This window comes from Brevibacillus sp. AG, assembly GCF_028369215.1.
Taxonomy (GTDB): domain Bacteria; phylum Bacillota; class Bacilli; order Brevibacillales; family Brevibacillaceae; genus Brevibacillus; species Brevibacillus porteri.
Genome location: NZ_JAQMYO010000001.1, coordinates 612,092 through 626,339, shown reverse-complemented (window position 1 = coordinate 626,339; position 14,248 = coordinate 612,092). Strand labels below are relative to the sequence as shown.

Sequence of the window (14,248 nt, the reverse complement as noted above, 5' to 3'; positions counted from 1 at the left end):
TACATAGATGAAGCTTGCTTTATTCTGCTCGGTCTCTATCGGCCTCATTATTCGCAACATCCCATGTGTCATTGCCGTCAGCCGCTACATTCTCTCCCATTTCGTTGCCAAGTGCACCCCCGGCAACCGCACCTGCAATGGTACCAAGCGGCCCTAAAATAGAACCTACGGCAGCACCTACTGCCGCACCGCCAACTGTTCCTACTGCTTCAGAAGCTCCACTGCCTGACATGTTTGCTTCGTTGTTGTCAACGTTGTCAACAGCATCGTTGTGATTGCGTTCGTTGTTAGTAGTCAAGATTGTCACTCCCTCGATTAGTGTTGGGAAGTTCTGCTATATCAAACGTGCAGCCCCAAGGCATAGGATGCCCCAAACAAATCATTTCATTCCATAACCTTGAAGCTGGAGGTATTGAGCAAATGATTCAATCCATCGTCCATATCGCGCTAGTGGTCAAAGATTATGATGAAGCCATTGCGTTTTATACGAAGAAGCTCCATTTTACCTTAGTGGAAGATACGTATCAGGCAGAACAGGATAAGCGGTGGGTTGTCGTAGCTCCACCTGGTTCTGTTGGCACTACAATCTTGCTTGCCAAAGCATCCAAACCTGAGCAAGAGCGGTTTATCGGGAATCAGGCTGGCGGGAGAGTGTTTCTCTTTTTAAACACAGATGATTTTTGGAGAGATTATCATGAGATGGTCGCAAAAGGCATCCAATTTGTGAGAGAGCCAAGCGAACAACCGTACGGAATGGTGGCGGTCTTTCAGGATTTATATGGCAACCTGTGGGATTTACTAGAGCTGAAAGAAGATCATCCGATTGCCAAACGAATGAAGTAGTGAGTTACCCAGCTAGACAAAAAACAGGTCTTACCTCCAGTGATGTGGATGGAAAGACCTGTTTTTCATTTCGGGTTACACGATATAGGATAGTCCCATGATCAAGATGATTGCCACAACAGAAAGAATGGTCTCCATCACTGTCCACGTTTTCAGTGTATCTTGCACGGACATATTGAAGTATTCCTTGATCAGCCAGAAACCAGAATCATTTACGTGAGACAGGATCAGGGAGCCAGAACCTGTTGCCAGTACCAAAAGCTCTGGGCTTGTTCCAGGGATTTGCATCGCGATCGGACCTACGATACCAGCTGCCGTCATCATGGAGACGGTTGCAGAGCCAGTTGCCACACGGATCAAGGCCGCGATCAGCCAGCCCAGGAAAATAGGAGAGATCGCAGATGCAGTAGCGAGCTCAGCAATATAGTCACCCACACCGCTGTTCAGCAGTACTTTGTTAAATGCGCCACCTGCGCCGATAACGAGCAAGATTGTCGCGGTTGGGGCCAAGCAATCATTTGTGAATTTGAGAATATCGTCTTTGGTAAAACCGCGGTTGAACCCGAGCGTCCAGAAGGAAACAATCACGGCAATCAACAGAGACGTAATCGGGCTACCGATAAAATCAGCCCATTGGCGAATGGTATTTTCTTTTGGCAGCGTCACATCTGCAACCGTAGCAGACAGCATCAACAGCACGGGGAGCAAGACAGTGAAGACGGTGATCGCAAAGCTAGGCAAATCACGCTCGGATTTTGGCTCTGCCAACTGGGAAGAGAGCTCTGGAGAGATGCTGGTCTTGACCCGTTTGCTAATCCAACTACCGTAGAGTGGTCCTGCAATAATCGCGGAAGGCAGTGCGACAATGATCGAGAGCAAAATCGTTTTACCAACATCCGCCTGGAACAGATCGACAGCGGCCATAGCAGCAGGGTGCGGCGGCACAATCCCGTGAACGATGGACAGGCCGGCTACGAGCGGAATTCCGATTTTGACAAGGGAGACACCTGTTTGTCTGGCAATCGTAAACACGAGTGGAATCAAGAGAACAAAACCAACCTGGAAAAATACCGGAATCCCTACGATAAATGCCACGAACATCATGGCCCAATGTACGTTTTGCTCACCGAAGCGATTGATGAGAGTACGGGCTATGCGTTCGGCACCGCCAGATTCTGCCATCATTTTGCCAAGCATAGTTCCCAAGGCAAGCACGATCGCGATAAAGCCGAGTGTGCCACCCATTCCATCCTTGATCGAATCCACAACTTTTACAAGCGGCATGCCGGATGCGATTCCCACAAATCCAGCGGCCAATAACAACGCAATAAATGGGTTCAGTTTGAAGCGAGTAATGAGAACGAGCAGAAAGATGATAGACAGCAGTGTTATGACGAGTGGCATGATGAACCCTCCCTAGTTGTTGTCTCTAGTTGTTCAACCGCTTTTGGAATTCGGCTATCAGCTTGTACTCTTCCAGCAGGTTGTAATAAACACGCTCGTATATATAGAAAAGCTCCAAATAGACACTGGATCGTTCCAAATCAGGCTCATGGCGATGGGAAATATGAATCATCTTTTTCACATCTTGCAAATGATCCATTGCCCCCAATGCATGCATCGCCAAGAGAGCGGCACCAAAGCTCGAGCTTTCATGACTCTCCGGAATCAGCACTTCATACCCGAACATGTCGGACATAATCTGGCGCCATTCCCGCGAGCGGGCGAATCCACCCGATGCCCGGATTTCCTTGGCTCCACCTGCCAGGTCGCGCAGGGCGATACCGATGCTGTAGACGCTAAACAAGATTCCTTCAAGTACAGCTCGGATAAAATGCTCGCGCTTATGATGGAGGCCGATACCGAAGAAGGAGCCTCTTGCTTGGGCGTTCCAGTACGGAGCTCGTTCGCCGGATAGGAAGGGGAGAAAGAGCAACCCGTCTGCACCAGCTCGAACATGCTCAGCAGCTTGGATCATAACTTCATAGGGATCGACGCCGAGCTGTTTGGCTTTTTCCACTTCGGGCCAACTGAATTCGTCACGGAACCAGCGAAGCATGATCCCACCGTTGTTCGAGGGGCCGCCAATCACCCAATGATTTTCTGTCAGCACGTAGCAGAATGTCCGTCCTTTTGGATCGGTGATCGGTTCTGGAACTACGGTTCTTACAGCGCCACTCGTGCCAATCGTGATGGCTACTTGTCCATGATCAATGGCTCCGATGCCGAGGTTTGCCAAAACCCCATCGCTAGCACCGACAACGAAAGGCGTATCTGGATCGATTCCGATCTCTTCCGCATAACGAATCTTCATTCCTCGCAGGATATGAGTAGTCGGTACAGGCTCACTGAGATGTTGCTTGGAAATGCCTGCGACTCGCAGCGCGTCCTCATCCCAGTTGAGCTTTCTCAGATTGAACAGCCCCGTAGCGGAAGCAATGGAGTAATCGACGATATACTCACCAAAAAGCCGATAAATGACATACTCCTTAATCGAAATAAACTTGGCTGCCCGCCGAAACGTATCAGGCAAATTCTCCCGTAGCCACATGATTTTGGGCAGGGGAGACATGGGATGGATAGGCGTGCCCGTCGCTAAGTAAATCTGATGACCGACACCGTCTGCTTTTAGTCGATCTGCTTGTGCCACGCTCCGATTGTCAGCCCAGATGATGCTGTTCGTCAGGGGATTGCCACTCGGGTCGACAGCGATCAGACTATGCATGGCAGTAGAGAAGCCAATACCACCGATCTCGCTTTTGGCAATGCCTGCATGCTCCAGCGCTTGCTTCAATGCCTGGATGACAGCAGCAAAAATCGTCTCCGGTTCTTGCTCAGCCCAAGACGGCTGGGGAACGAGTAGCTGATAATCGATATTACCCGTACCGCGGATGGCGCCGGAAGGAGTGAATACAATTGCTTTGGTACTGGTTGTCCCGATATCAAGCCCGATAAAATAGGTTTGCGTCATAGAAGTCACCCCTAATTGAATACGCTTTCAACGTGTTGTCATGGAGATACCGCGATTATATCGAAATTTTTTTCATTTGTTAAGCATTAAGAAAAAAATTATTTCATAATTGAACACTTCACACGATGCTTGTATGATTTGCATTTTTCTCCTGCAAGTTGCAAGAGGAGGGTAAGCAAAAGAAAAAACGCCTGATTTACAGGCGTTTGAGTGAGATGGCTTCGCGGATGTGCTGGATATTGGCGATCGTATCATCCTGCCTCCGTAAGGATACGGCTACATAGAGCAGATCAATTAAGCTAAGCTGAGCAAGCCTGGACGACAGGGCTTCTGTACGAAATACCGTTTCGCGTGAAGTCGTGTACAAGCACATATCTGCCAGACGCACGAGAGGAGATTTTCCATAGCTCGTGATGCCGATTGTTTTTGCTCCGGCGTCCTTGGCAACCTGTAGGGCTGCCAAAATATCTTTATTGGACCCAGAGTGGGAGATGCCTACGACGACAGCACCTTTGGTAAGCAGAGAGGCAGACATTACTTGATAGTGAGCATCAGAATGATAGAGACAAGGGATGCCTGTCCGCATAAATTTGTGGTACGCATCCTGTGCGATGACGGCTGAGCCTCCCGAGCCATAAAACTCGATCCGGTTTGCGTTTTCCAAACAGGAGACGATTTTCATTAACTCATCTTTATTGATAATCTGCTGCGTATCTCGAATCGTCTCGATATTCGCTGTGAAAATTTTTTCAGCAATCGCATTGACGTCATCGTCGTCGAGGTTGATTTCTTGGTGAATGGTTTGCTTCGGATTCGTGACTTCACTCGCCAAGGCGATCTTGAATGCTTGGTAGCCGCGAAAGCCCAGTCTGCGACACAGACGAAATACGGTAGCATCTGCACACTGGCATTGGTCGGCTAGCTCCGTGATCGAGAAGTGAATAATTTCACTGGCATGCTCCAACATATAGTCGGCGATCTGTTGTTCTTTCCCGCTTAATTGCGTATAGATGGCGCGTAATTGCGTGAGCACGCGAGGAGCAGGCGGGGTGGAAGCGTTCATCAATAGGTACCTCCTAACGTTCCATTGTGGATCTGTACTGATAGTATAAGGAAAATCAGACTCCTTTTCATAGGTTCAAAAAAAATTTCTTCATTTTTGATGAAAGATGAAAATTTTTATCTTATAATACGTGGTAACGGATATGATCCAAAAAGGAGTGACGTACACGATATGAAACTTGCGATCCTCGGATTAGGAAAAATGGGGTACAATCTCACGCTTAATTTGCTCTCGCATCAGCATGAGGTCGTAGCCTATGATGTAGATTCTACGCGAGCAGAAGAGTTGAGTCATGAAGGCGCGATTCCAGCATTTTCGGTGGAAGATGCTGTGGCGAAGCTGCCGACACCTCGCGTAATATGGCTGATGGTACCGGCAGGAGAGATTGTGGATCAATTGGTTGATCAACTTTCTACCTTGCTTGCTGCAGGGGATATCGTCATTGACGGTGGCAACTCTCATTACAAGCAATCATTAGATCGCTATGCTCGCTTAAAGGAAAAGGGCATTCACTTCATGGATGCAGGTACGAGCGGAGGCATGGAGGGAGCGCGCCACGGAGCATGTATGATGATTGGTGGAGATCGAGAAGCATTCACACATATTGAGCCAATGATTCGCGACATTAACGTCGAAAACGGATATTTGTATGCTGGGGAAGCGGGCAGCGGCCACTTCTTGAAAATGATTCATAACGGGATCGAATACGGTATGATGCAGGCGATTGGGGAAGGCTTTGAGGTACTTGCGAAAAGCCAGTATAACTACGATTTTGCCGAGGTCGCACGCGTGTGGGCAAATGGTTCCGTCATTCGTAGCTGGCTGATGGACTTAACAGAGCGAGCTTTTCGAAAAGACGCCAAGCTCGATGAAATCCGTGGGGTCATGCATTCTTCCGGGGAAGGAAAATGGACGCTGGAAACCGCGCTGGATCTACAAGCAGCCACACCCGTAATTGCGATGTCCTTACTGATGCGTTACCGTTCGTTGGGCGAGGATACCTTCCACGGAAAAGTGGTCGCAGCCTTGCGCAATGAATTTGGCGGACATGCCGTAGAAAAGAAATAAGAAATGGGATGACCGTAAAGGTGCTTCGGTGGTTGAAGCTCTGGGGTCATCCTTTTTTGTTTTGTATATGGAAGAAGAAGGAATTTTCATTTAGAAAGCAAAGTATGCATGTATCGCCCAGAAGTTTGCCTGGTCGAAACGTGCTTTTTTATTTAGTAGCTTATAAAACGATGGGAGGATGGAAAGATGAGCGTTGAAGAGGTTGTTTTGTACAAGAATGAGAAAGGAATCGTGACCCTTACGCTAAACAGACCAGAGGCATTGAATGCATTGAACCGAGATGTCCTTTATCAGCTTTCGACCATCTTAAACAGGATCAAATCCGATAACAGTGTGAAAGCGGTCATCCTTACAGGGGCGGGAGAAAAAGCATTTTCGGCAGGGGCTGACATCTCGTATCTGCATCAAGCGACACCGTTGGAAGTAAGGGATTTTGCTCAGTTGGCCGTTTCGGTCACGAGTCAGATCGAATCGTTGGGAAAAGTAGTCGTTGCTGCAATAAACGGCTATGCGTTGGGCGGGGGCCTTGAGATCGCTGAATCGTGCACGCTGCGTATTGCGGTTCACCATGCCAAAATGGGACATCCAGAAGTACGAATTGGAGCAGTGGCGGGCTTTGGTGGAACAACCAGACTCCCTAGGCTAATAGGAAAAGGCCGTGCCACGGAGTTGCTTCTGACAGGATCAGCGATAGATGCGGATGAAGCATACCGAATGGGACTGGTAAATCGGGTCGTTTCGCGTGAGCGGCTACTGGCAGAAACAGAGGAGGTTCTCCAAGAAATTTTGGCTCAGTCTCCGGTTGCAGTGAAACTAACGTGGGACGCGATTCATCGAGGGAGTAACCTGACAGTAGAGGAGTCCGCACTGCTAGGCGCAGACTACTTCGGACTCGTGGCATCCACCGAAGATTTCCGGGAAGGAACCAAAGCTTTCTTAGACAAGACTCCACCGCGTTTTACAGGAAGATAATCATACGAGCTTCAATACCTCACACAATTCAACCAACCGCCTAACTCCGTACATCTGATGGCGATTGCGATCGTGAATGCTTCTGATCGCATCCTCCGTCACTTTTTTGGCCTGTTCAATACTTTGATTTTCTACTGCTTGTACAATTTCTTTCATATTCGTTAGAAAATACACCGTATTGCGCAATGTGCGGATAAGCAAAATCTTCCGTATATCCATGGGAGTGAATTGGCGGTAGCCATTCTCAGGATCTCGTGGCAGTATAAGCAAGCCTTCTTTTTCCCAATGGCGGATCGCAGACGTTGTGACTCCTGTGTAAGCAGCGACTTCACCAATCGTCATGCGGTTTCGCCACTTTTTGTTTGGAGGCAAGGGGAGATCGAGATTTTCCAAAAGCTCGAGTGTTTGGTCTGCTGCGACCTTCTCTTGTTGGAGGTTGGCCTGTTCTTTATTCACGAGCCAAAAGGCAGTATCCATATCCGCTTTTTGAAGTGATAGAAGGACTTCACATGTGACAGCGACACCAAAGCCGGGAAACATGGCGCGCAGGCAACGAAAATAGGCAAGATGGATTTCTGTATAAAGTCGATACCCATTGTCTGCACGATCAGGAGCAGGAACGACTCCCCATGATTCATAATGGCGCAAAGCACTCGTACTAATATGTAGCTCGCGAGCGATCTCAATCGGCTTGTAATAAGGCATCTGACGCACCTCCCGCTGGTTTGTTATCGCGGATTTCACTATACCAAGAACAGCAAATTGAATCAAATGCTTCTGTTAATGGGAAAGTCGTAATACTTTTACCCTGTTCAGCAGGGGATGGAAAGGCGAATATTGTCAATAGGTATTCATTCTTCTTTTGCAGAGGTGAGACAACGTATGGCCATTGTTCAGCTACGATCACAGAATCCGGACTTTTCGTACATGATCAAGAAAAATCCGAATTCCGGACTGAGTTTACGATCCATTCGAAAAGGCATCGCATACGGGTGGTTTTCCAATACGGATACATACAACGTTTACTTTAAAGACGCAGAAAATGAGGTCTCTTATAAACAAACCGAACAGGAGCATTTTGAATATTTGAATGTCTCCCGGTACAATACACCCTTGTTTCCGTTAAATGCGATTAATGAGTTTTTTTCCGCTCCAATGAAGCAACACAACGAGCGGGATGCAGAAGGGTATGAGCATGTTTTTTTCATCAACATGATTCACATCGAACGACTGCTGTATCTGACATTTTTTGAAAAGCACCTCAAGGACTTTACCTTTGAACTCAAGCACCACGCCGATAAAAGCTACGCTCTGACCATCACAACGAGAACGAGTCTGCATCAGCTTCTCCACGTCGTGAGTGTGCTCTGTCTATTCTTGAGTATGTTTGGAAAAGAGTACATCGACATATCCGATAACATCCTGGATAAATACATCAAAAGCATCCATGTTATCGACGCACCTTTTTACATACGAAGCCTGTTCGCTCGCAACTTCCTGACAACGAGAGAGCGCTATCGCAAGTACAAGACCGAGATCGAGAAGACGAACCGCTACCCCATTCAATTGGAGTACGGCAGCACCGGTTTGCAGAGAAGGAACTACATCGCGAGTAAGCTTCCTTTTACCAAATCTATTGTAGATATCGGATGTGGAGAAGGCTTTTATGCGATCCCGTTCGCTACCAAGCTGCCGCAATATTACTATGCCATCGATATCGATGAACAATCACTGGAAGTAGTCAGACGCAGGGCTGAGGAAAAAGAAATCTCGAATCTGATTTTGTTCCGCTCGCTTGATCAGTTTTTGCAGGATTACAACGGTGAGCAGGTAGATGTCATTTTGACTGAGGTCATTGAGCATATGAGCAAAGAAGAAGCGAGAGTGCTCATCAAGCAAATCTGTAGTCGATTGGATTTTGACCATTTTGTCATAACTACACCGAACTCGGATTTTAATCCGTTCTACGAGCTGGAAGGCTATCGCCACGACGATCATAAATGGGAAATGGGACAAGAAGAGTTCCAGGCATGGATGACCGAGATCATGGAAGAAGCCGGGGTGCAGGGCCAATTTGTATCCATTGGTGACGGCGTGAATGACATACACACCACACAAGGCGTCATTGTCCAGAGAAAGGGGGCGTAACGATGCTGTTACAGACACAGGTTCACACGATTTTTATGCTCGTCGGTCCCACTGAATGTGGGAAAACGACTTTTGCCAAGGAAGTACTCATGCCGAGGCTTTCTTTTGAAGATGAACAAAAAAACGCAAAAGCAAATGTCCAATACATTTCCTCGGATAGCATTCGCCAGGAACTGCTGGGCTATGATTACGACAAGTATGATCAGGTGATGCTTGAGGCCAGCGAGCAAGCATTTCAGCTCCTGTTTGAAAAGCTGCGCTTGGTGACATCGTTTCCGATCAACGCCGAATTCGTGGTTGTCGATACAACAGGACTAGCAGAAGACTTCCGTTCGAAAGTCCGCGAAATTGCAGCCGAGAACAATTACCGATTGGAGGTGATCCTCTTTGATTATCGCAATCGGGAAGATTACTATGCATCCGAGCGGTCAAAAAAACTGATTACCAACCATATTCTCCGGTTAAAGCAAGAAGTGCTTCGGGCATTATCCAAGGAAGGGTACCACAACATACACCGGATACGGCACAAAGATTTTTACGCACTAGCTGATGGGGTGGCTAATCCTCGTTATGAGGTCGTGATCGATAATAAGGATGCCTATCTGGCTACGATTCTTCCCAAAGACCAAACATACATTATCATCGGAGACATTCACGAATGCGTCCACGAATTAAAAGGTCTCCTGCAAAACTACGGATTCAAGCTCGAGGACAATCGTCTCATCTCGACTGACAAGGTGCAGCATACCAAAATCATCATAGCAGGGGACTGGATCGACAAAGGAGCGCAAACCAGGGAGATCATCGAGTTTCTATACGAAAATCAACAGCATTTCTTGTTTGTTGTCGGGAACCACGAAAATTTTGTCTACAAGTACTTGCGAAAGGAATTAAAAGGGGTAGACCCGCAGCTATTGGAGAATTACTTTGATTCCACACACGTCCTGGAAAAAGATGCTGAATTAACAGCGATGTTCAATCACCTGTATACGCTCGCTCAGCCGTTTTATCGATCGAACGCACTGACTGGCCCGTCCTATTATGTAACACACGCTCCCTGCAAAAAGAAGTATATGGGAAAGCTTGATGCAAATTCGATGCGGCGCCAACGTAATTTTCGGATAGACCGAACAGCTTCATTGGAAGAGCAACTCGCATTTTTGACGGGTGAAGCGGTCAGTAACCATCCGTACCATATTTTTGGACATATTGCGGCACAAAAAACGTTTCGCCTGAAGAACAAGCTCCATCTCGATACAGGATGTGTGCACGGAAATGCTTTAACCTCCGTCGTGATCGCACACAAGCCGTTTTTCAAATCGTTTCAGTCTGAGCATCGGGTGATGACTGATGAGCTGCCGATCTTGTTCCATGCAGAAAAACAAGTATCCATGGGAGACTTGGAAGAGGAAGAACTCCGTCGACTCCGTTACTGTTCGCAAAATAAGGTCAATTTTATTTCCGGAACGATGCCTCCGGCGGATAAGGATCAGGCGACTCAGGAATTGGAGTCTTTGAAGGCAGGGCTGGACTACTTCGCGAGTCGAGGCATTCAGCAAGTCGTGTTACAGCCGAAATACATGGGTTCGAGATGCAATCTCTATCTCCATCATGATCGCGACAAATGCTTTGCGATCAGCAGAAACGGTTATGCCATCAATCAAGTTGATTTGACACCAATTTATGACAAGCTACATGCAAGGTTCCGCGAATACATGGAGCAGAATGAAATGGCAATGCTCATCTTGGATGGCGAATTGTTGCCGTGGAGTGCAATAGGGAAGGGCTTGATCGAAAAGCAGTTCAAACCAATCGAATCCGCGCTGCACAGTGAATTTGCATTTTTGCAGGAAAATGGTTTTGAAGAGGCGCTTCACCAACTCATTCACAACTATGACGAGAGCGGATTCGAAAAAGACCAGTTCCACCTTTCCAAGAGTGCGCTCACGGAAAAATTGGGTTCAAGCTTGTATCAAAACTACAAGTATGTACGAGAAATCAAAGAGAGCTACGTTCCTGTCGACAAGCATTTGGAGGCCTATCACATTTACCAAAAACAGATGGAGCTCTATGCAGGAGAAGGGGAGCTAGCCTACAAGCCATTTTCCATTCTAAAGGCTGTCTATTTGAATGGGGACGAGCAATTGCCGAAATGGGATACATCCGATATGTATCGCTTCGTAAATGACGATCATTTTCTCGCCATCGATTTGTCTGAGCCGAATGCATATGAACTAGCGACACGTTACTTTTCCACGATTACACTGGAAAACAAGATGGAAGGCATCGTGATCAAGCCAGAGGTCATCGATCAGAAGGTCGTTCCTGCCATGAAGGTTCGCAATCCGGAGTACTTGGCGATTATTTATGGCTACGACTACCGTTTTCCACACAAGTACCGAAAGCTGTTCAATCAGAAAAATATTACGCAAAAGCTCAAGACTTCGATGAAGGAATACAGGCTGGGGGAGCGGATGCTTGGGTTCAAATTCGACGACATTTCTCCAGAAAATACGGAATATCAAAAAGTAGTCGCAACGATGCTCTTTGAAGTGGCGAAGGAAAAAGAGATCGATCCGCGATTGTAAATGAAAAACGAGAAGCCGCTACCACACGGGCTTCTCGTTTTTATTCGTAGAGCTATTTGTTGGAGGAAGGAGTAGCATTATCCCAGGCTTCAATATTATCGAGACCTTCAATACTGTCCTTGTAGAACACAGGATCTTTTCCTGCTTTTTTCTGTTCCAAATAATCATGTAGCGCAGCATAGGCGACTTTTGACAACATGGCGATCGCAATCAGATTGACGATGACCATGAGGCCCATGAACAAATCGGCCAAATCCCATACGAGCTGTACCTTTGCCACTGATCCGAACAACACCATGGCGAGTACACTTAAACGATATAGCATGAGCCATGCTTTGCTTGTCTTTAAAAACTCGATGTTGGTCTCGCCATAATAGTAGTTCCCGATCAATGTACTGAAGGCGAACAGGAATACCATAATGGCAAGGAAGCCAGACGCCCAAGAACCAATATGAATGCTCAGTGCTGCTTGGGACAGCTCAATGCCACTCAGTCCTTGTTGCGTGTATGCGCCGGACAGCAAAATAATGAAAGCTGTGCTTGTACAGATCACGAGGGTATCGAATAGAACACCGAATGCTTGAATCAAACCTTGCTTCACTGGATGGCTTGTCGTTGCTGTAGCTGCAGCATTCGGGGCACTACCCATACCAGCTTCGTTAGAGAACAAACCACGCTTGATGCCGTGCATCAGGGCAGCACCCAGGGTTCCACCAGCGAATTGCTCGAATCCAAACGCGTTTTTCACAATCAACGCGATCAGTGCAGGCATCTCGGTGATGTTCATCATCACAATAAACAGGGCCATACCTATGTACAACACGGCCAAGACAATCACGATGTACTCAGACATTTTTGCGATGCGTTTCACACCACCGAAAATAATCAATGCAAATGCGATCGTCATGATCATTCCGATTGTCAATCGGTCAGTACCGAACGAATTTTCAAAGGCAATCGTGATAGTGTTGGATTGCACGGCGTTAAATACGAGACCAAACGAAAGGGTGATGAGGACAGCAAACAGTGCGCCCATCCAACGTTTGTTCAGTCCTTTTTCCATGTAATAAGCCGGACCGCCACGAAAACCGTTTTTATCCTTGATTTTATAAATCTGAGCGAGCGTACTCTCAACAAAACTGGATGCTGAACCGATAATTGCAATGACCCACATCCAGAATACGGCGCCAGGACCACCTAAAGCAATGGCAATGGCAATTCCTGTAATGTTCCCTGTGCCGACACGCGCGGCCATACTAATAGCGAAAGCTTGAAAAGGGGAGATGCCACCATCGTCTTTCGCTCTGCCTTCTTTAATGGAACGGATCATTTCCGGCAACATACGTACTTGCAAAAATTTGCCCCGGAAGGTAAAGAACAAGCCTAACGCGATTAGCATGACAATGATAATATAGGACCACAAAAAATCGTTTATGGAAGCTGTTACATCAAGTAGGAATTGTTGCATCGTGTCACCTCGAATTTTGTTATGAATGTTTCCTTAGTATTCTCTAAAAAATCGTTACATCCCATTCCTGAGCCATATGTTTTAACAAAGAAACGCCCGCTACACTGTTTCCACAACCATCAATGGAAGGTCCAAAAATACCGATTCCACAACCATCTTGAAACGGTGAATGTGGTTTGCGGTTAGGAGGAACCAGTGTCATGATTCCGCCAGAGACGCCACTTTTTGCTGGCAGGCCAACATTCGCGGCGAATTTGCCCGATGCATCGTACATGCCACAGGTGAGCATCAGTGCTTTGGCTAAACGGACGACATCCTTCGGGAGAACTTGTTCGTTGCGCATCGGATGGTAGCCATCGAGTGCCAAAAGGAGACCGATCAAGGCAATTTGCTCGGTGGTTACTTCAATCGAGCATTGGGTGAGATAGACCTCCAAAGCGTCTTCCACTTCGCACGCCAAATAGCCAGTATCCTTTAAATAGTGAGCGAGTGCCCGGTTTCTGTGAGAGTTTTCCCATTCGGAAAGAAACACTTCCTCGTTCACCGTTGGCGTAGCACCAGTAATTTTACTGAAAAATGCATACAAGTAACGCAGTTTATGATCCGGTGTTTGACCAGGGAGAAGTGAAGAGGTCGTAATCGCTCCCGCATTGATCATCGGATTAAAAGGCTTACCTGGCTTGTTCATTTCCAGACGGATAATGGAGTTGAATGCATCTCCAGTCGGTTCTACATCTACCCGATCCAACACGTAAGGGATACCATGGTAGCAGCAAGCAGCAATAAAACTGATTACTTTCGAAATACTTTGCATCGTGAAAGGAACTTCCCAGTCACCCGCCGTGTGCATTTTTCCTGTAGGCTCGATAATGCAAATACCTAACTGATTCGGATCCGTTCTGTCCAAAGCAGGGATATAACTGGCACATTTTCCTTCAGATGCCTTGGAACGATATTGTTCCACCCATTGTTGTAATTCATCCACGAGTAAAACCTGTTGAATCAACGCCTTTCCCCCCAAAAATCAAATACATTGCTCTAACGCGAAGTGTATAGAAAGCGCTTCCATGCTTCGCAAAATACATATAATGATCACTTTACAACCACCCTACAAAATAAAACAAAAA

At 47.0% G+C, this 14,248-nt stretch carries 12 protein-coding genes; 5 read left to right on the top strand and 7 right to left on the bottom strand.

What is annotated here, in order from left to right; translation table 11 throughout:
* Nucleotides 1-19 precede the first annotated feature (19 nt).
* A complete protein-coding gene (locus POF51_RS02655) occupies nucleotides 20-232 on the bottom strand; it encodes a glycine zipper domain-containing protein (protein WP_026043071.1) in 213 nt (70 codons plus the stop codon).
* 188 nt (nucleotides 233-420) lie between these two features.
* Here POF51_RS02655 and POF51_RS02650 point away from each other — a divergent pair, with 188 nt between their 5' ends.
* A complete protein-coding gene (locus POF51_RS02650) occupies nucleotides 421-843 on the top strand; it encodes a VOC family protein (RefSeq protein WP_069845134.1) in 423 nt (140 codons plus the stop codon).
* A 75-nt stretch (nucleotides 844-918) separates the two neighbouring features.
* Here POF51_RS02650 and POF51_RS02645 read toward each other — a convergent pair whose 3' ends face one another.
* The 3 genes from POF51_RS02645 to POF51_RS02635 form a co-directional block, all read right to left on the bottom strand.
* A complete protein-coding gene (locus POF51_RS02645; protein WP_069845133.1) occupies nucleotides 919-2,247 on the bottom strand; it encodes a GntP family permease in 1,329 nt (442 codons plus the stop codon).
* 25 nt (nucleotides 2,248-2,272) lie between these two features.
* On the bottom strand, nucleotides 2,273-3,814 hold the full coding sequence (gene gntK, locus POF51_RS02640; protein WP_069845132.1) for a gluconokinase: 1,542 nt from the start codon (nucleotides 3,812-3,814) through the stop codon (nucleotides 2,273-2,275).
* A 196-nt stretch (nucleotides 3,815-4,010) separates the two neighbouring features.
* Nucleotides 4,011-4,877, bottom strand: coding sequence for a MurR/RpiR family transcriptional regulator (locus POF51_RS02635; protein WP_069845131.1), 867 nt, complete (start codon nucleotides 4,875-4,877; stop codon nucleotides 4,011-4,013).
* A gap of 171 nt (nucleotides 4,878-5,048) precedes the next feature.
* On the opposite strand from POF51_RS02635, the gene gnd reads away from it, so the two are divergent.
* The gene (gnd, locus tag POF51_RS02630; protein WP_271753674.1) at nucleotides 5,049-5,945 is read left to right on the top strand and encodes a phosphogluconate dehydrogenase (NAD(+)-dependent, decarboxylating); all 897 of its coding nucleotides are present in this window, start codon (nucleotides 5,049-5,051) and stop codon (nucleotides 5,943-5,945) included.
* A 186-nt stretch (nucleotides 5,946-6,131) separates the two neighbouring features.
* Complete coding sequence (locus POF51_RS02625) at nucleotides 6,132-6,917, top strand: enoyl-CoA hydratase/isomerase family protein (protein WP_069845129.1); 786 nt, start codon at nucleotides 6,132-6,134, stop codon at nucleotides 6,915-6,917.
* Here the strand turns inward: POF51_RS02625 and POF51_RS02620 are convergent, their stop codons facing one another.
* A complete protein-coding gene (locus POF51_RS02620; protein ID WP_271753671.1) occupies nucleotides 6,918-7,622 on the bottom strand; it encodes a TioE family transcriptional regulator in 705 nt (234 codons plus the stop codon).
* A gap of 177 nt (nucleotides 7,623-7,799) precedes the next feature.
* Between POF51_RS02620 and POF51_RS02615 the strand changes: the two genes are divergently transcribed.
* Together POF51_RS02615 and POF51_RS02610 are read left to right on the top strand one after the other, a co-directional pair.
* The gene (locus POF51_RS02615) at nucleotides 7,800-9,065 is read left to right on the top strand and encodes a class I SAM-dependent methyltransferase (protein ID WP_271753669.1); all 1,266 of its coding nucleotides are present in this window, start codon (nucleotides 7,800-7,802) and stop codon (nucleotides 9,063-9,065) included.
* A 2-nt stretch (nucleotides 9,066-9,067) separates the two neighbouring features.
* On the top strand, nucleotides 9,068-11,653 hold the full coding sequence (locus POF51_RS02610) for a metallophosphoesterase (RefSeq protein ID WP_271753667.1): 2,586 nt from the start codon (nucleotides 9,068-9,070) through the stop codon (nucleotides 11,651-11,653).
* A 52-nt stretch (nucleotides 11,654-11,705) separates the two neighbouring features.
* On the opposite strand, the gene POF51_RS02605 is transcribed toward POF51_RS02610, so the two are convergent.
* Nucleotides 11,706-13,121, bottom strand: a complete 1,416-nt coding sequence (locus POF51_RS02605) for an alanine/glycine:cation symporter family protein (protein WP_069845125.1) — start codon at nucleotides 13,119-13,121, stop codon at nucleotides 11,706-11,708.
* Nucleotides 13,122-13,164: 43 nt separating this feature from the next.
* A complete protein-coding gene (locus POF51_RS02600) occupies nucleotides 13,165-14,142 on the bottom strand; it encodes a glutaminase (protein WP_069845124.1) in 978 nt (325 codons plus the stop codon).
* Nucleotides 14,143-14,248: the final 106 nt, after the last annotated feature.

What these genes read in the sequence shown, in the direction of transcription:
- POF51_RS02655 (WP_026043071.1), bottom strand. Translation starts at nt 232, where the DNA reads ATGTCAGGCAGTGGAGCTTCTGAAGCAGTAGGAACAGTTGGCGGTGCG.
- POF51_RS02650 (WP_069845134.1), top strand. Translation starts at nt 421, where the DNA reads ATGATTCAATCCATCGTCCATATCGCGCTAGTGGTCAAAGATTATGAT.
- POF51_RS02645 (WP_069845133.1), bottom strand. Translation starts at nt 2,247, where the DNA reads ATGCCACTCGTCATAACACTGCTGTCTATCATCTTTCTGCTCGTTCTC.
- gntK (WP_069845132.1), bottom strand. Translation starts at nt 3,814, where the DNA reads ATGACGCAAACCTATTTTATCGGGCTTGATATCGGGACAACCAGTACC.
- POF51_RS02635 (WP_069845131.1), bottom strand. Translation starts at nt 4,877, where the DNA reads ATGAACGCTTCCACCCCGCCTGCTCCTCGCGTGCTCACGCAATTACGC.
- gnd (WP_271753674.1), top strand. Translation starts at nt 5,049, where the DNA reads ATGAAACTTGCGATCCTCGGATTAGGAAAAATGGGGTACAATCTCACG.
- POF51_RS02625 (WP_069845129.1), top strand. Translation starts at nt 6,132, where the DNA reads ATGAGCGTTGAAGAGGTTGTTTTGTACAAGAATGAGAAAGGAATCGTG.
- POF51_RS02620 (WP_271753671.1), bottom strand. Translation starts at nt 7,622, where the DNA reads ATGCCTTATTACAAGCCGATTGAGATCGCTCGCGAGCTACATATTAGT.
- POF51_RS02615 (WP_271753669.1), top strand. Translation starts at nt 7,800, where the DNA reads ATGGCCATTGTTCAGCTACGATCACAGAATCCGGACTTTTCGTACATG.
- POF51_RS02610 (WP_271753667.1), top strand. Translation starts at nt 9,068, where the DNA reads ATGCTGTTACAGACACAGGTTCACACGATTTTTATGCTCGTCGGTCCC.
- POF51_RS02605 (WP_069845125.1), bottom strand. Translation starts at nt 13,121, where the DNA reads ATGCAACAATTCCTACTTGATGTAACAGCTTCCATAAACGATTTTTTG.